The following is a 16,959-nucleotide window of genomic DNA, read 5'->3' as shown; positions in this document are numbered from 1 at the left end:
CTCCTGTTTGTGTAATTAGTCGAAAATGTTCGAGAAGAAGTCTTTGATTTTGCCTGTCACTTTTTCACCAGACTCACGTTCGTTGAATTCTTCGTATTCTTCTTGAGGCTGTTCAGCATATGTGTCATAGCGAACTTCTTGTTGGACAGCGACTGATTGTGCTGGTTTCGATTTTTCACCAGGGATTGCATATTTGGCAATGTGATAAATATCGTTTAGTTGCGCTGAATATTCCACAATGCTAATGACATTAGCAAAGACTGGGTTACGTAAGCCCATGTGATTTGGTACGTATAGTTTTACGTTGGCTTCAAAAATCTCTTGCGCCAAATCGACAATACCTGGCATACTAGCGGCGCCTCCAGTTAACACAACGCCTCCAGGTAATTCAAACGCATCAATTTCATCCAGAACTTCTTTTGATTTTCTCAAAATTTGTTCCACACGCGCTTCAATAATTTCTGAAAGGTAACGTTCGTCCACTCTTACAGGCTCTGACTTACCGATAACATCAACAGGAAACTCTTCGTTTGCTGAAGTTCTTTCTGGATAAGCATCCCCATAATTAATTTTTAAGGCTTCGGCGTTGTTAAAAGAAGTATTCAATACGATTGAGATATCTTTCGTGATGAACTCGCCGCCTTCTTGGTTAACATGAGTAAATTTCAATTGTTTGTCGTGGATAACAGATGTCGTTGTTTGACCGCCACCCATATCAATGACAATTGTTCCAAAGTCTTTTTCGCCATCTGTTAAAATTGTTTCTGTTAAAGCAAGCGGTGTAATCACTAATTCGTTAATTCCTAAGCCAGCTTTTTCAACACATTTACGGATGTTATGGATGATTGTTTTTGGTCCAGTATAGACAACGCCAAACATCTCCATGCGAACGCCAAGCATTCCACGTGGGTCTTTGATGCCTTCAAAGCCGTCGACGGTAAAGTCTTGCGGTAAGATTGCAACAATTTGACGTTCAGGAGGAGTTGAACGAACCAAAGCTGCAGATGCGACGTTGCGCACATCCTCATCTGTAATTTCTTTTGATTCACTGCTAACAGCTATCATTCCTTGACAGCTTTCTACTTCTAATAAATTCGCTGGTAATCCAACATTTACGCTTTTAATTTGAATGCCGGCTTTTTCTTCGGCTTGTCGAACGGCCCGTTGGATTGCTTGAACTGTTTGATCAATATCGACGACAATCCCTCGATTCAAACCGTCTGATTTTGCATTTCCAACGCCGATGATGTTCATTTGACCTTCAATATATTCAGCGACAACTACTTTGACAGAAGTTGTACCAATATCGAGGCCTACATACATTCCTGTTTTTGCCATGAACGGAATTCCTCCTCCTATTAATTCCAATATCTAAGCGGACAAAGGCGTCCGTTTAACTATCTCTTTTTTAGTATTATTCACTTCTTCCAATTTTACCATAAAAATGGGGGTTTTAGAAAGCAGATTATACGAATTTGTTCGTTAATTTTTGAAACATTTTTGTAAAAAACTTATTCTGCTTGTTGCACTTCTTGATTTTCTCCATTTGTCGGCGTACCGTTATTCGCTTCATCCGTTGCTACGCCTGCATTTGGGTCCGCAACTTCTTGATTTTCAACCGCTGAATCTTCGGAAACTTCACTGCCCGTTTCTTCACTTTCTTTTTCATACGGATAAGAAAAAATGCCGACTTCCATATCAACGATTCCAGGTTTGTCCATTTGCTCGGCTACTTGTGAATAATAAGCCATTTTTTCACTTAAATCAGAAATATTAACAATCACTCGATTTCCATCATTCATATAGACATTAATCAAGTCTTTATTGGTTTTGGATGGTGCATATTTAATTTCTGAAATTCCTTGTTTAATTTCTTGAGGTAATTTGTTGTAAGAGGCCATTAATTCAGGGATTAATTTATCCTCTTTGAAATTCTCAAAAATTGGTTTGCCACTTTCAGCAGCTTTGGTGGTTTCCGCCAAAGTTTTACCATTCTCTAAAATCGGATGATAGCCGCCTTTAGTCGCAGCAAGAGCGACAATTTGATACTCTTGAATATCAATTTTAAATGAATTAATACCATTTAACTTAATGTTCGCCTTTTTTATAATTGGAAACTTTTTCTGAATATTTGCAGAAAAATAATTTCTATTTGAATACTGCTCCCATAAGCCACTGCCCGTTTCAAGTTTTGACTGCTGAATAATCGCTTGACTCTCCACACTTTTGTTACCTGAAACTGTTACTTCACTCAATCGACTAAGAGGCGAAACAAAATACAATGCCACTAAAATGGCTGTCCCTAAACAAGTTAAAATAAAGGCTAAACGCCTATATAAGCGCTTGTTCCGTGTTTTCTTAACGTTCGGTAAACGATCTGCAAAATGCTCCTCTTCTTCCACTGTTTCTTGTGGAAGATGTTGTTGAGGCTCTTCTTGACTTTGTTCTTGTAAAGTGATGGTGACTTCTGCTTGTTCGTTTTCACCTTTTGAAGCAGCTTCTTCCGCTTGCTTCTTCAAATATTCTTGGTTTTGTTTTTGCCAAGGTGTCAGTTCAGGTTGAGACTCTTCCGATTTTTTTGGAGGTAATGGTTTTCTTTTTTTGAATATATCGTTCTCGTTACTAATCTTCCACACCTCCTATCTCAGACTAACGTTTTAACAACTTGATACAAACGATCACTTGCATCTGGGATGCCTTCCCCTTTGGACGCCGTTGCCATCTGTTGTCTTTTTTCATTGTTTAATAAAATATCATCAATTGCCGCAACTAAACGAGCGCCGGTCAATTCTGCATCTGGAATCATTTCAACAGCACCAACTTTTACTAAGCTTTGCGCGTTTTTCGTTTGATGATCATTCGTGACGTAAGGACTCGGAATTAAAATTGCTGGTAATCCTAATGCGGTGAACTCCGCAATTGAGGTTGCTCCTGCACGTCCCACCATTAAATCGGTATTAGCCATCACTTCAACCATTTTATCAATATACGGTTGCACACTTATGTTTGTCAATTTCTTTTCAGAAAGCTTTAGACTTTCTTGAAGTTCCTGATAATATCTTTCTCCTGAAGCGTATAAAACTTGATACTCTCTCTCTTCAAACAAAGGAAAGGCCTGTTCAAACGCTTGATTGATTCTCAAGGCGCCACGACTTCCGCCAAATAAAACCACCGTTTTCTTTGCTGGATCCAAGCCAAACTCTGATAAAATAGCTGACTTTTCCACCGTTACGACTTCTTGTCCCCGCGGGTTCCCTGTCAAAATTGTTTTTTCTTTCGGGAAAAAACTAGCGACATCCGGAAAACAAATCGCAATTTTATCCACATAACGACTTAAAAATTTATTTGTCATTCCAGGGATACTATTTTGTTCATGAATAATTGTCGGTATTTTTAATTGGTGGGCCGCATAAACTACTGCACCAGAAACATAACCGCCTGTACCAATGACCACATCTGGTTGAAATTCACGAATAATTTTTTTTGCTTTATTAATACTTGTTAAAAATAAATAAATTGTTTTAAAATTTTGAGGACTCAGCGAACGCTTGAATCCTTGAATTTTAATCGTTTTAAATGGAATTTTCGCCTTTGGCACAATTTGACTTTCTAAACCATTTTCTGTTCCCACATACAAGAATTCTGTTGCAGGTGCTTCTTTTTTGACGTGTTCGACGAAGGATAACGCAGGATAGATATGCCCACCTGTGCCACCACCAGTTACTAGTATCTTCATTTTCTCACATTTCACTTTCTTTTAATTGTTGAACAGCTTGCATAAAGGCTTCCCCGCGTACTTCAAAATTCGGGTATTGGTCCCAACTTGCGCAAGCAGGTGATAGTAAAATAGTATCATCTTTTTCCGAATAATCAAAGGCAATGGTAACCGCCGTTTGAACATTTTCAGCAAATAAAATTGTTTCAATGTTCGCTTTTTTAGCAGCTTCCGCCAATTTTTCTTTGGTTTCTCCAAATAAAACAATTGCTTTGAGTCCCAGCAGAGCAGGAACCAATTCATCAAATGAGTTACCGCGATCCAAGCCACCCGCAAGTAAAAGTAGCTTTTGGTTGTCAAACCCACTTAACGCCATCTCTGTAGCTAAAATATTGGTTGCTTTTGAATCGTTATAAAAACGTCTTTGCTGAACTTCGCCAACAAATTGCGTTCGATGGGGAACGCCTGAAAAGTTTTTCAAAGTTTGTCTAATCTGAGCATTCGATACATTTTTTAATTTAGCTACACAAATCGCTGCGAGTGCATTTTCAATATTGTGACTGCCAGGAATCCCTAGCTCATCGGCGGGCATAATATATTCTTCATTGAAATATAATTTCCCATCTAAAAGATAAGCTCCTTCTACTGCTTCTTTTGTTGAAAAAGGCAATACGTTGGCTGCTGTGGTTTTAGCTAACGTTTGAAGCTCTACTTGATTCCAATTTAAAATCAAGGTGTCCTCTGCGGTCATGTTTTTTTGAATGGCCCATTTTGCAGCAACATATTCTTTCCGCGAACCATGATAATCCAAGTGTGCCTCAAAAATATTTGTAATTACTGCAATTTGTGGGTGAAACGTCTCAATTCCCATTAACTGAAAACTAGAAAGTTCCATCACAAGATCATCCTTGGCTGTTGCTTCTTGAGCCACCGTACTCGCTGGAAAACCAATATTTCCCGCCAAACGTGCCTCACCAGCCGTTCTGTCAGCGTTTAGCAATAAACCAATCATCGTGGTCGTGGTTGTTTTGCCATTGGTGCCCGTAATGCCGACAATTGGACATTCCGCAATTTGACCTGCTAATTCCACCTCAGTTATGATAGGAATTTTCCGAGTTAGTGCTTCTGCCACAAGTGGGTTTGTATAAGGAATACCAGGATTTTTAACGATTAGTTCAAATTCTTCATCCAACAATTCAATTGGATGCCCTCCTGTAACAACACGAATACCCAAGGTTAATAAATCTTGGGCGTCAGGGTTTTGATCAAATTGTTTTGCGTCATTAACGGTAACGAGCGCACCTAACTCATGTAAGAGTTTCGCTGCGCTGACACCACTTTTAGCTAGTCCTAAAACCAACACTTTTTTGTTTTGATAGGTTGTTATTTTTTTCATTGTCAATTTCCCCTTTGATAGATTAGAAAAGAATCCATAATGTGATTCCTGAACAGATTAAACCGACAAACCAAAAGACAAAATCAATTTTCCATTCAGACCAACCACACATTTCAAAATGGTGATGAATTGGTGACATTTTAAAAATCCGTCGACCAAATAATTTAAATGAAGCAACTTGTAAAATAACACTTGCTGTTTCACAAACGTAGACAAGTCCAATTAAAAGTAGCGTCCATTCTTGATGCAAAATAATTGAAATTGCTGCTAACAATCCACCTAATGCTAATGAACCAACATCACCCATGAAGATTTTTGCTGGTTTTCTATTATAAGGGAAAAAGCCAATCAGCCCACCAATCACACTTAGGCAGATAATCACAACATCAAATTGTTGTTGTTTCCAGGCAATAATTGCATAAGTACCAAATGAAATTGTTCCTAAACCAGCAACTAAGCCATCAATTCCATCTGTCAAGTTCACGGCATTAGAAAAACCGACTAACCAAAAAATAATAAACACGCCATAAAAAATACCTAACGGAACTTCTGCTACTCCAAACAAATCTAAGGTGTCTGAAAAGCCTTCACTTCGATAAACAAAGTAGAAAACCAACCCACCAAAAATTTGACCAATTAATTTTTGACGAGAGTTCAAGCCCATGTTCCGTTTTTTAAAGACTTTTATGAAATCATCTAAATAACCTAGCAAACCGTATAATACTAAAATAAATAGAATAATTAGTAGAGACGGCGTAAATTGGTGGAAAAACAACCCCATTGCTAATGAAGTAATCAAGCTGGCTACAAGGAAAACGACTCCCCCCATTGTAGGGGTACCTGTTTTCACGCTATGCCAAGTTGGGCCATCTTCACGAGTAACCTGCCCTTGTTTTTTCATTTGAAAATAGCCAATGAATAGTGGCATTACGCTCACTGTAATGGCAAAACTCACCACTATGGGAATAAAAATCTGTGTCCACTCCATGTTATCTCTCCTAATATTCTACGTTATTATTCTGTGCCTTCTAAAGTCACGGTTAATTTTTTCTCCGTAATTTCAGTTTCAGCAGCGATACTTTGTTTCGTCACATAGCCTTCACCTTTAAACTCGACAGTCAAACCTAATAGATCGCCAAACTTGGTAACATCGCTCTTCGACCAGCCGGTTAAATCAGGCATATAGTTTGTTCCATTTGTGATCAAAATCAATTTTTGATTAGGCATTAATGTTTGACCAGACGGCGTTGATTGTTTCTTGATTTTTTCACCATCGCCGATAATCACAGGATCAACCCCGTTCACTTTGGCATTGGCCAACGCTTCCGCTGGCGTCATGTTTTTATAATCAGCAACTGTGACTTTATCAGAAGCTACTTTCGTTGTTTCCGGATCTGTCTCTTTAATGTCTAACGCTAATTTCATTAATGGGTTTGCAATTGCCGCCATTGCTTCTGAAGGCGAACCTGATTTTGCTTGTCTAAGTGTAATATACAAAACATATTCAGGATTATCCGCTGGGACCATTTCCACTACAGAAGACAAGACTTGACTTGCTCCATCAACGTACCCTTTACCATCTGAAATCTGGGCAGTTCCTGTTTTGGCAGCAACATGATAGCCTGGTACTTTATAAATATCATACGCAATCCCGTAAGTCGGGTCTTCAACAGTATCAATCATGTACGTACGAATCTGTTGAGCTGTTTGCGCTTTGATTGGGGTTCCTACGATTTGTGGTTCCGTAATCGTTTCTTTTCCTGTATTTTTGTCAACAATTTTGCTGATGTAATGAGGTTGCAACATTGAACCGTCATTTGCAATAGCTGAGAAACCTTTCATCATTTGGAAATTAGTAACCGTAATTGCTTGACCAAATGCCGACATTGCTCTATCTACAAAGTTTGTTCCTGGCAATTTACCAGCAGATTCACCACTTAAACCTGAATGCGTGCTCGTACCAAAACCAAATTTTTTCAAATACTCCATCCATTTTTCATCACCCATTTTTTGTTCTAGTTTTACCATACCAATATTACTAGACCAAGAAATGGCTTGACGATAATTCAAATATTCTTTGCCGTTCAACCGAGTGTAGTCATGGTCATTCACAGTTACATCCCCAACCTGAATTCCACCAACACGATTGAATAATTCATTAGGATTAAACTGTCCTTGTTCCATAGAAGCAGCTGTTGTAAATAATTTGATTGTTGAGCCTGGTTCATAAGGACTTTCAACTAATAGGTTCTGCCACGTGCCATTATCGTCTAACCCTTGTTTCGTTTCAGGATTAAATGTTGGGCGTTGAGACATGGCAACAATTTCGCCTGTTTTTGCTTCCATTAACATGGCAGTCATAGAAACTGGTTCATATTTTTCATTAACTTGCGTCATTAAATCTTCTAAGGTATTTTGCAAGCGACTATCCAGCGTTGTGTAAATATCTTGACCATCCACTGCTTTTTTCTCTTCCGCCACAGTTCCTGGTAAGGCATTGCCATAAATATCTTTTTCAAAATATACACGGCCATCGGTTCCGCTTAAAATATCATTATAGGTCTGTTCTAGTCCCATTGCGCCTACTAAGCCTTCTTTATCATCATCTGGATTGGCTGCTTTCGTATAGCCAATAAAGTGAGAAGCAAACTGCCCATTGGGATATAATCTGGCTGGATGTTCATTGAAATAAACACCTGAGATTTTTTTCTTTTTCAAATCTGCTTCAATTTTTTGGCGTGTTTCCAAGGTAATGTTTTGACCACCTGCACCAAACTCCACTTGATATTGTGTTGACCCATCTTCATGGATCCCATTATTCAAGTATTTCAATGCTGTTTTTTTGTCTAGTTTGGTATATTTCGCTAAAATTTCAGCAATATCATCGAAGTCTTTTTTCTCCGCATAGAGCTTTTCATTATTTTGTCCCGTATATTTTTTTGATAATACAACATATAACGAGTAGGAGGTAGCATCTTCTGCGATTGGATTACCATATCGATCTAAAATTGATCCTCGCTTAGCTTTTACCACTTGGCTTCCTTCATATAAAGAAGCTGTTTTTTCCTTTAGTGAGACACCGGCTACTTTTCCTGTTGCCACAATGTATGTCGTTCTAAAGGCAAATAAAAAGAACAATCCAATACTCGTAGCGAATAAAATGATGCCTACTTTTTTACGATTGTTCATCGGATTTAAGTTTTTCTTTTTCATGAATTGTTTAAATTTATGTCTTTTACTCATTATTTAACAGTCCTAACATTGTCGCCGTTATTTTCTAGCCCTTGTTTTTTAGCGACATCTTTGATTCGATCTGATTTAGAAAGTTCGCTTCTTTCTTGTTCCAATTTCAAAGCGTTATCTTCCTTTTCTTTAATGACTGTTCGTGTATCTGTAATATCGTTCATGGTTTGGACAATTGTCGTTCTTACTTGAATTGTCGCAATTGCAATACCAATCGTTGCACAAACTAATACAACACCGATTAATTTTTCTAGTAAAGAGACATTTTTTAGTTTCTTTTTGGGTAATAGAGTGGGGACAGGTAGTGTTTCCTCTTGCATTTTTCTGTCTTGCTCTGTTGCCACAGTTGGCTGATCCATTTCTGGTGCTTCATAATGGAAATCATTTACTTTCTTCAATTCAGCCATGTGTCTACCCCTCTCTCTAACTAGATTTTATTTTTTCGGCAATGCGTAACTTCGCACTTCGTGAACGATTATTCTCAGATAACTCACTGTCACTTGGTAAAATTGGTTTTCTGGTAATTACTTTTAATTCTGGTTGAAATTCTTCTGGTACCACTGGAATGCCTGGTGGCAAATCTTGTACCGTACTGTATTCTTTAAACATTGTTTTAACGATACGATCTTCTAACGAATGGAACGTAATCACACTGATTCTGCCATTTTTCGCTAGCAAATCAATTGCTTGTTCTAGCGACTCTTCAACTGCCCCTAATTCATCATTAACGGCAATGCGAATTGCTTGGAAAATTCGTTTTGCGGGATGTCCACCTTTGCGTCTTGCTGGAGCTGGAATCGCCGTCTTAATAATCTCAACAAGTTCACCTGTTGTTTCAATTGGTTGCTTTTCGCGAACACGTTCAATTTCTCGAGCAATCTGTTTCGAAAATTTCTCTTCCCCATAACGAAAGAAAATTTTTACTAACTCACCATAGCTATACGTATTCACCACTTCGCGAGCCGTCAAGGGTGCGTCTTGATCCATGCGCATATCTAAGGGCGCGTCTTGATGATAGCTAAAACCACGTTCTGCTTCATCTAATTGTGGTGACGAAACACCTAAATCGTATAGAATTCCATCAACATGGAACACCCCGTGTTCTGCCAATTCTTCTTTAATATTTCTAAAATTTGATTTGATGAAGGTCACTTGACCTTTGTCTACATATTTCTGCAAACGAGTCTTAGCATGTGCCAACGCTTTTTGGTCTTGATCAAAGGCATATAAATGACCGTGCTCATTCAATTGTGTCAGTAAGTATTCACTATGTCCGGCACCACCGAGTGTGCAATCTACGTATACGCCATCCGGCTTCACTTGTAATCCATCCACTGTTTCTTTTAAAAGAACGGTGTAATGGCGAAATTCTTCAGTCATCATTTGCCTCATTCCTAAAATCCAAAATCAATCATTGTTTCTGCTAATTCATCAAAGTTTTCTTCAGCTTCATCAGAGAATGCATGCCAACGTTCGTCACTCCAAATTTCAATTCGGTTAGAGACGCCGATAACAACACAGCCTTTTTCTAAACTGGCATGTGTTCGTAAATTCGCCGGAATATTGATACGACCTTGCTTATCAATCTCACATTCTGTTGCAGCGGAATAAAAGAATCGCACAAAGGTACGTGCATCTTTCTTAGCTAAGGGCATTTCTTGAAGTTTTGCTTCAAGTTGTGACCATTCATTTAAAGGATAACCAAATAAACAGCCATCCATCCCTCTCGTTACCACAAATTTTTCACCAAGTTCCTCACGAAACTTTGATGGAACGATTAGGCGGCCTTTGGCATCGATATTATGTTGGTATTCACCCATAAGCATAGCCAATACACCCGCTTTTCCACTTGATAGAACAAGTCTACCACATCCCACCACTTTCTACCACTACAAATCTAAAAACTTCTATTTTTTAACTGTTATTTAAAATTTCTGTAATATTTACAGGGTTTTATGTAACAAGCATCATCCAACAAAAAATGTTATTATAACAAGGTTTTTACTATGTTTTTTATCAAATAACCCCCAAAATAACAAAAAAACCCCACGGAGTGGGGAGTTGTGGGGGACATTTTCCTACAGCGTATTTCCCCTATTGTCTCCACGCTTTATTACAGTAGATAATGACTGATATTTAGCAAGATAAGCAACACATACAACACAAACGTTAGTAAAAACGTCAACCGCCAAAACATCTTGAAATATCGTCTATATAAAATCTCTCCATAATAATAAGCTTGAAACAGGGCAACAGCGACTCCTAATAACAAAATAGAAATCACAAAATACGGCATAATCGATTCATCATAACTATCTTTGGATAACTCATGGATCCCTATGAATAAAAACGGAATGGCCAAATCCGGTGCTTTTATTTTCCAACGTTCCGTTAGGGAAAAAGTGGACACGAGAAAATTGCACGCAAAGAGCACAATTACCGGAAAAATATACCAAAATAACATTATTGCCGAAAACGACACCATTCTCTCAACAAATCCTTTCATTCCACCTGCTATAACTATACTTCATCAACGTTACACAGATGTTTCATTTCGTTTAAATATATGTGCTAAAAGCCCTTTTTGCTTGCTTTTTCATATAAAAAACGGATTACTTATCAAACCATTTTCAAAACGAGGCCTCACCTATCGCGGCCACTTATTTTTGAATGTTTTTTATAAGCTTTTCTTCTCGTATTGTGTCATACTTCTATTATAATGGATTTAGAACAAAAAATGTTGATTCGGGGTGAATCTTTTGATTAATTATTTATTATTGAAAAATGACTATTTTGAACCTTGTTCACCAGACGATGAAGCCCTAAGTTGGATTTCGGTAGAATCTCCTACAGAAGAAGAAATCGAGCGTCTCGTCAATCAATACCACTTACCAACAGATTATCTTACCGGCGTTTTAGATGATGAAGAAAATGCTCGAGTGGAAGGTTTCCGCCACGAAAAATTACAAACGCCTACGTTACTTTTATTCCGTTATCCCAAAGCTAGTATCAGTCCTAGTGGCTATCTGCAAGTAGAAACGGTGCCGATTGCTTTAATCGCAACCGTCGATAACAAACTAATTACTGTTAGCAATGGGCCTAACGACATCGTTCATAGGATTCAAAAAGAGGCGTTCACGCATCAAGATCTTTCTATTGAGAAGGCCCTAATTTTAGCCCTTTCATGGAAGATGGCCCTTTCCTTCAATAAAAACTTACAAGCACTTATCCAACAAACCAACAAACTTGAAGGAGAGCTCCAAGTAGCCACAGAAAATAGTCAATTGTATCAGATTATGGACATTCAAAAAAGTCTAGTTTATTTCGAAGCAGCTTTAACGGATAATTTAAAAGTATTAAAACGTTTATATAGCGCTGAAATTTTTAATCATCCAGAAAAACATTTGCCATTTTTAAGGGATATTTTGATTGAACTAGAACAAGGACTAAATACGACTAAAATACAACTAAAATTAGTTGATAACATTAGTAATACTTTTTCAGCAATCGTTTCAAATAACTTAAATAATGTCATGAAAATTTTAACATCCTTAACAATTGTCCTAACCATCCCGACCATCATCGGGGAATCTACGGCATGAATGTGAAACTCCCTTTTGCAGAGCATGAATATTCTTTTTGGATTATTTTTGCTATCACTACCTTAATCTGCGTAATTAGTATTCGAATTTTAAAGAAAAAGAATCTCTTATAACTTTAGGTTGCTGTTTTCAGGAAAAGGTTGTACACTATTAGCAGAAATTAAAAAGGACGTGTCATTTATGAACGACAAAGAACAAAGTCGCTTTTCAAAAATCACGAAAGTCGTGGTTTGGCTAATGCTGATCGCAATTGTAGGTTCAACTGTTTTAACAGCAATTCTTAGTCTTTAAACTGGAGAACTTTTTCACACATTAAAAGTAAAAAAACAGCCCCTTCTGTAGCGACCCCAAAAAGTTAGACTTTTTATAGAGTGGATTTTTCCACTCTATTTTTTATGCAGTTTTTTGATTGAATTGTCGAAATTCTACTGGGCTTTTCCAGTTAAGTTTTTCTTTGATTCGGTGATGATTGTAATAATAAATGTAGTTCTCAATTGCTTCTCTCAATTCATTTTGACTTTGATAGATTTTTCCATAGTACACTTCTTGTTTTAGGATACTGAAGAAATTCTCCATAGGAGAATTATCTAAACAGGTTCCTTTTCGAGACATACTTTGAAAGATATTATTGTCCTTTAATGTTTGTATATAGACATTCATTTGATAAGCCCAGCCTTGATCAGAGTGAAAGGTGCGCCGATAGGGACAATCATTTGTTTGAGAAATTGCTTCTTTCAGACCTTCCATAACTGTTTTACCATTTGGTTGAGTAGAAAGGCTATAGCTTAGAATTTCACTATTATACATATCCATAAATGGATCTAAGTATAGTTTTTTCTGACGAAAGATGCCTGCGTTATCTGCTTCAAAGTACTTAAATTCAGTTGTATCAGTTGTAATTTTTTGATGAGGAACAGAGGTTTTAAATCGGCGACGAATCAAATTTTTAGCGATTTTACCAACGGTTCCTTTATAGGAATTATATTTTCTGGATTTCTTAGTAAAAGCTTTGACTTGTAACTTTAACTTTTGTATTAATCGCTGGACTTTCTTTTTATTCACTTGAAATCCACGTCGTTTCAATTCTTGGGTCATCCTTCTATAGCCATAATGTTGATGTTTTTTACGAATCGCTTGAATTTCTTCTTCAATGATTTGTGTTGAAGCTGTTCTGTCGAGGCGTTTTTGCCAGTACATGTAAGTAGATTTTGGAAACCTTAGGGTTTCCAAAATATCTTTTAATCGAAAGTGTCTTCGGAGACTGTGAATGATTCGTGCGATTCGTTCATTTTTTGTTCGTCCTCTAAACGCAGTCTCCTCAATTCTTTTAAATAGGCATTCTCAATTTTTAACATTCTATTTTCTTTTTCTAGTTTCTCTACTTGAGATCGTTCACTTGGTAATGGTTGGCTTTCCTTTTGTTTCTTCTTAGGCATGGTAGGTGGACGTCCTTTCTGTTTAGAGAGTCCCTCTATACCAAACTTCTGATACGTTCTAAGCCAATTCGCAATCAATGATGGATTGTTCATTTTTAGAAGATTAGCTACTTCTTGATAGGACAACTCTGTTGTTAAATATAACTCTATCGCATCTAGCTTAAATTGAACAGAGTAATTCTTATTTTTTTGACTGCGAAGTAGGCCTTCTTCACCAAGTTCTTTATAGGCATTTATCCATTTGCTTATTTGAGAACTATCTTTAAACCCATACTTCTTTGCGAGAAACCTTAGACCTCCTTGACCAGATAAGTAGTCATGAACAAGTTTAAGTTTAAATTCAAAACTGTATTTTGCCATACAAAAAAACCCCCAAAAGTTAGATTTCTAGGTCTAACTTTTGGGGGTCGGCTCATTCTATCAATTGAAGGGGCTGTTTTTTTACTTGCTCAAATAGAGCGGCTATTTTTTCGCCATCGCCAACAGCTCTTGTGCATGTTCAATGGTTAATTTCGTAATTTCACTTCCTGCGAGCATACGCGCAATTTCGTTTACTCGCTCTTTTTCAGATAAAATTCGGACGCTTGTTTCTGTCCGACCCGCCACGATTTCTTTTTCAATAAAATAATGTTCATCGGCAACGGCCGCCACTTGGGGCAAGTGCGTGATACACAACACCTGCGAATTTTCTGAAATCTGATAAATTTTATCGGCAATCGCCTGTGCTACTCGGCCACTGACTCCTGTATCCACTTCATCAAAAACAATACTAGTGATCCCTTGCGTTTGAGAAAAGATTGTTTTCATAGCCAGCATCACTCGCGAAAGTTCTCCGCCAGAAGCCACCCGAACTAACGGTTTTAATGGTTCCCCTGGGTTAGTAGTAATATAAAATTCTACTCCGTCTAAGCCATTTTCTTGTAAATGCTCAAGTTCTGTAAAGCGGACTTCAAATTCAGTTCGCTCCAAATATAGTTCTTTTAATTCGGTTAAAATTTGTTGTTCGAGCTCTTTGGCTAGGCGCTTTCGTTCTTTTCGTAAAACTAACGCTTGTTGATGAGCCGCTTGTTGTTTCTCTGCAAGCAACGCTTCTAAGTCACCTGTACCACCTTCCAAAAAATCAGCCTCTGCTAACTCTTTGGTGATTTCTTCATAGTAAGATAAAATCGTTTCGATTGAATCGCCATATTTACGTTTCATTTGACGGATTAATTCCAAACGATTTTCTACTTCATTCAAGCGACCTTCGTCTAGTTCTAAGCCATCAATTAACCTAGAAAGATCTCCACTGGCTTCTTGTAGTAAGTAGTAAGCATTTTGAACAGTATCTGACAATGTTTTATATTCTGAATCAAGGGATTCAATCGAAGCGAGTTCATTCATACTTGTTCCAATTTTATCCAAACTACTATCGTCTTCACCATTTAGCGCGGCATAACTAATCGTCAGTGCATCAGCAATCTTTTGAAAATTGTTCAGTTTATTGCGTTCTTCTAGCAATTGTTCTTCTTCACCAGCGACTAACTGTGCACTAGCAATTTCATCACTTTGAAAATGAAGCATGTCCATTCTTTGGGCAAATTCTTTTTCATTTTTTTGTCGCTTTCTGACTTTGGCTTCGAGTGCGCGATACTCTTGATATGCCCGTGTATATTTTTCTTTGACTGTTAAAAGTTTTTTCCCACCAAATTCATCTAACATATCAATATGGCGTTCACTTTGCATCAATTCTTGATGTTCGTTTTGGCCATGAATATCTACTAAATATTCCCCAATTCTTTTTAAATTAGTAATGTTGACAATTCGTCCGTTGACACGGCAAACATTTTTACCAGAAGCGGAAATATCTCGTTGAATCACTAAAGAATCTTCTTCTGTTTCAATACCTAATTCTTCTAATAATTGCTTTAATTCTTGACTTTTCGGCATTGAAAAAAGTCCTTCTAAAGTGCATTTATTTGCTCCTTGACGAATATAGTCACTGGAGCCGCGTCCGCCTGTGAGTAATCCCATTGCATCAATAATGATGGATTTCCCCGCACCCGTTTCTCCCGTTAAAACGGTCATACCCATTTGAAACTCTAATTGTAACGAAGAGATAATCGCAAAATTTTTCACGGAAAGTTCTTGTAACATCTTGTTCACCTCATTCTTTATAGATAGCTTAACAGCTCTTTATGAAGTTTTTCTGCCGCCTCCTCAGTTCGTGCAATCATGAGGACACTATCATCATCGTTGATGACGGCAAAAAGTTTCTCTTGGTAATTCTTTTCGATTAAACTACCACACGCCGCTGCATTGCCAGGAATGGTTCGTAATACGACATATTTTTCCATTTGTTCTGCAGCTACAAAGGCATCTTTTAAAAGCTTTGCAAGTTTAGCACTCGTATTAGCTTGTGTCTCTAATGGAAGGCTATATCGATAACCCCCTTCTGCAGAAGGAACTTTAATCAGTTTCATATCTTTAATGTCGCGAGAAATCGTTGCTTGTGTAACAGCTACGCCCTTTTCTTGTAAATAGTTGACAAAATCTTCTTGCTTTTGAATATTTTTTTCAGTCAATAAACGTGTAATTAAACGGTGTCTATCTTGCTTTCTCATGGCGCCGCTCTCCTTTTCAGTTTACTCTTGCCCTCATCATAGCTTATTTTTATGCATTTTAAAAGATGAATTACTAGATTTATACAAAAAAGAAGCTTTCACCCGTAGGCGTCCACTTCTTTCTTCTAACTTTTCTCATCATTCCACTAATTTTTGATGCGCATGCGCGACAACTTCTTCAATGGATTCTGTCGCTTGATAGGATCCTTCTCCTTCAACAGAAACTAAATGTGCCAAAAATTCAATGTTTCCTTCGCCACCAGTGATTGGTGAAAAATCTAAGTTTTTCACATCATAACCGTTATTCATGGCAAAGCGTGTGATTTCTTCCACAACCATTTGATGGGTTTCTGGATCACGCACGATTCCTTTTTTCCCAACAAACTCTTTGCCAGCTTCGAATTGTGGCTTAATTAACGCCACCACACTACCACCTTTTTTCAAAATATCATGAAGAGGTGGCAAAATTAAGCGTAATGAAATAAAGGAAACATCAATCGTTGCAATATCCGGCACCCCTTCGGTGAAATCTTCGGGTTTACTATAGCGAAAATTGGTACGTTCCATTACCACCACGCGTTCATCTTGCCGAATTTTCCATGCTAGTTGGTTATAGCCAACATCTAAAGCGTAACTCAAACGAGCCCCATTTTGTAAAGCGACATCGGTAAAACCACCTGTGGAGGAGCCAATATCTAGCATTGTTTTGCCTTGAACGTTGATTGCAAAAACATTTAGTGCCTTCTCTAGTTTTAAGCCCCCACGAGAAACATAAGGCATTACTTGGCCCTTAGTATGTAAGGGTGTCTCCACAGAAATTTTTTCCCCTGGTTTATCTAAACGTTCATTTTTATCATTGTAAACCAAACCAGCCATCACGCTGCGTTTTGCTTTTTCTCGTGTTTCAAATAGTCCTTGATTAAACGCCAAGACATCGACGCGTTCTTTTTTCATAAGTGCCTTC

General features: G+C 37.7%; 14 protein-coding genes and 2 pseudogenes. 2 read left to right on the top strand and 14 right to left on the bottom strand.

Going from position 1 to position 16,959, the window contains the following annotated elements; all coding sequences use genetic code 11:
• Nucleotides 1-15: 15 nt before the first annotated feature.
• The 10 genes from ftsA to IGM13_RS04320 all read right to left on the bottom strand — a co-directional run bounded on the left by ftsA (nt 16) and on the right by IGM13_RS04320 (nt 10,860).
• Nucleotides 16-1,338, bottom strand: a complete 1,323-nt coding sequence (gene ftsA, locus IGM13_RS04365) for a cell division protein FtsA (RefSeq protein ID WP_002355898.1) — start codon at nt 1,336-1,338, stop codon at nt 16-18.
• Nucleotides 1,339-1,511: 173 nt separating this feature from the next.
• Nucleotides 1,512-2,636, bottom strand: a complete 1,125-nt coding sequence (locus tag IGM13_RS04360) for a cell division protein FtsQ/DivIB (protein WP_002419338.1) — start codon at nt 2,634-2,636, stop codon at nt 1,512-1,514.
• An 8-nt stretch (nt 2,637-2,644) separates the two neighbouring features.
• Nucleotides 2,645-3,736 carry an undecaprenyldiphospho-muramoylpentapeptide beta-N-acetylglucosaminyltransferase gene (gene murG, locus IGM13_RS04355; protein ID WP_033591586.1) on the bottom strand — a complete coding sequence of 364 codons (1,092 nt, stop codon included), beginning with the start codon at nt 3,734-3,736 and terminating at the stop codon, nt 2,645-2,647.
• A 4-nt stretch (nt 3,737-3,740) separates the two neighbouring features.
• Nucleotides 3,741-5,111, bottom strand: a complete 1,371-nt coding sequence (murD, locus tag IGM13_RS04350) for a UDP-N-acetylmuramoyl-L-alanine--D-glutamate ligase (protein ID WP_002419340.1) — start codon at nt 5,109-5,111, stop codon at nt 3,741-3,743.
• Nucleotides 5,112-5,133: 22 nt separating this feature from the next.
• Complete coding sequence (gene mraY / locus IGM13_RS04345) at nt 5,134-6,099, bottom strand: phospho-N-acetylmuramoyl-pentapeptide-transferase (RefSeq protein WP_002419341.1); 966 nt, start codon at nt 6,097-6,099, stop codon at nt 5,134-5,136.
• A 26-nt stretch (nt 6,100-6,125) separates the two neighbouring features.
• Nucleotides 6,126-8,354, bottom strand: coding sequence for a penicillin-binding protein (locus tag IGM13_RS04340; RefSeq protein ID WP_002383404.1), 2,229 nt, complete (start codon nt 8,352-8,354; stop codon nt 6,126-6,128).
• Nucleotides 8,354-8,761, bottom strand: coding sequence for a cell division protein FtsL (gene ftsL, locus IGM13_RS04335; protein ID WP_002419342.1), 408 nt, complete (start codon nt 8,759-8,761; stop codon nt 8,354-8,356). Before ftsL ends, IGM13_RS04340 begins: the two co-directional genes overlap by 1 nt.
• A 16-nt stretch (nt 8,762-8,777) precedes the next feature.
• A complete protein-coding gene (gene rsmH / locus IGM13_RS04330) occupies nt 8,778-9,734 on the bottom strand; it encodes a 16S rRNA (cytosine(1402)-N(4))-methyltransferase RsmH (protein WP_010710705.1) in 957 nt (318 codons plus the stop codon).
• A 14-nt stretch (nt 9,735-9,748) separates the two neighbouring features.
• The gene (gene mraZ / locus IGM13_RS04325; protein ID WP_002383402.1) at nt 9,749-10,234 is read right to left on the bottom strand and encodes a division/cell wall cluster transcriptional repressor MraZ; all 486 of its coding nucleotides are present in this window, start codon (nt 10,232-10,234) and stop codon (nt 9,749-9,751) included.
• A 233-nt stretch (nt 10,235-10,467) separates the two neighbouring features.
• A complete protein-coding gene (locus IGM13_RS04320) occupies nt 10,468-10,860 on the bottom strand; it encodes a DUF3397 domain-containing protein (protein ID WP_002383401.1) in 393 nt (130 codons plus the stop codon).
• A 244-nt stretch (nt 10,861-11,104) separates the two neighbouring features.
• Here IGM13_RS04320 and IGM13_RS04315 point away from each other — a divergent pair.
• Both IGM13_RS04315 and IGM13_RS04310 read left to right on the top strand, forming a co-directional pair.
• Nucleotides 11,105-12,069: pseudogene (locus IGM13_RS04315) on the top strand (magnesium transporter CorA family protein).
• Between the two features lie 67 nt (nt 12,070-12,136).
• Entirely contained in the window at nt 12,137-12,247 is a 111-nt protein-coding gene (locus IGM13_RS04310; RefSeq protein ID WP_002383399.1) for a DUF4044 domain-containing protein, read from the top strand.
• A gap of 102 nt (nt 12,248-12,349) precedes the next feature.
• Here the strand turns inward: IGM13_RS04310 and IGM13_RS04305 are convergent.
• The 4 genes and pseudogenes from IGM13_RS04305 to IGM13_RS04290 all read right to left on the bottom strand — a co-directional run bounded on the left by IGM13_RS04305 (nt 12,350) and on the right by IGM13_RS04290 (nt 16,949).
• Nucleotides 12,350-13,752 (bottom strand): annotated as a pseudogene (locus tag IGM13_RS04305) (IS3 family transposase).
• Nucleotides 13,753-13,854: 102 nt separating this feature from the next.
• Complete coding sequence (gene recN, locus IGM13_RS04300; protein WP_002419349.1) at nt 13,855-15,528, bottom strand: DNA repair protein RecN; 1,674 nt, start codon at nt 15,526-15,528, stop codon at nt 13,855-13,857.
• 17 nt (nt 15,529-15,545) lie between these two features.
• The gene (locus IGM13_RS04295) at nt 15,546-15,995 is read right to left on the bottom strand and encodes an arginine repressor (protein WP_002358881.1); all 450 of its coding nucleotides are present in this window, start codon (nt 15,993-15,995) and stop codon (nt 15,546-15,548) included.
• Nucleotides 15,996-16,133: 138 nt separating this feature from the next.
• Nucleotides 16,134-16,949: a TlyA family RNA methyltransferase gene (locus IGM13_RS04290; RefSeq protein ID WP_002419350.1), complete on the bottom strand. Its 816-nt coding sequence runs from the start codon at nt 16,947-16,949 to the stop codon at nt 16,134-16,136.
• Between the last annotated feature and the right edge of the window lie 10 nt (nt 16,950-16,959).

It is taken from the genome of Enterococcus sp. DIV0561, from assembly GCF_050539875.1.
In the GTDB taxonomy this organism is placed as follows: domain Bacteria; phylum Bacillota; class Bacilli; order Lactobacillales; family Enterococcaceae; genus Enterococcus; species Enterococcus faecalis.
Note: the sequence above shows the minus strand (reverse complement) of the source record. Positions and strands in the feature narration are given on the sequence as shown.

Excerpts from the sequence above, each read along its gene's own strand:
- rsmH (WP_010710705.1), bottom strand. The coding sequence starts at position 9,734 with ATGACTGAAGAATTTCGCCATTACACCGTTCTTTTAAAAGAAACAGTG.
- recN (WP_002419349.1), bottom strand. The coding sequence starts at position 15,528 with ATGTTACAAGAACTTTCCGTGAAAAATTTTGCGATTATCTCTTCGTTA.
- IGM13_RS04290 (WP_002419350.1), bottom strand. The coding sequence starts at position 16,949 with ATGAAAAAAGAACGCGTCGATGTCTTGGCGTTTAATCAAGGACTATTT.
- IGM13_RS04295 (WP_002358881.1), bottom strand. The coding sequence starts at position 15,995 with ATGAGAAAGCAAGATAGACACCGTTTAATTACACGTTTATTGACTGAA.
- IGM13_RS04320 (WP_002383401.1), bottom strand. The coding sequence starts at position 10,860 with ATGAAAGGATTTGTTGAGAGAATGGTGTCGTTTTCGGCAATAATGTTA.
- murG (WP_033591586.1), bottom strand. The coding sequence starts at position 3,736 with ATGAAGATACTAGTAACTGGTGGTGGCACAGGTGGGCATATCTATCCT.
- IGM13_RS04340 (WP_002383404.1), bottom strand. The coding sequence starts at position 8,354 with ATGAGTAAAAGACATAAATTTAAACAATTCATGAAAAAGAAAAACTTA.
- mraY (WP_002419341.1), bottom strand. The coding sequence starts at position 6,099 with ATGGAGTGGACACAGATTTTTATTCCCATAGTGGTGAGTTTTGCCATT.
- ftsA (WP_002355898.1), bottom strand. The coding sequence starts at position 1,338 with ATGGCAAAAACAGGAATGTATGTAGGCCTCGATATTGGTACAACTTCT.
- IGM13_RS04310 (WP_002383399.1), top strand. The coding sequence starts at position 12,137 with ATGAACGACAAAGAACAAAGTCGCTTTTCAAAAATCACGAAAGTCGTG.
- ftsL (WP_002419342.1), bottom strand. The coding sequence starts at position 8,761 with ATGGCTGAATTGAAGAAAGTAAATGATTTCCATTATGAAGCACCAGAA.
- murD (WP_002419340.1), bottom strand. The coding sequence starts at position 5,111 with ATGAAAAAAATAACAACCTATCAAAACAAAAAAGTGTTGGTTTTAGGA.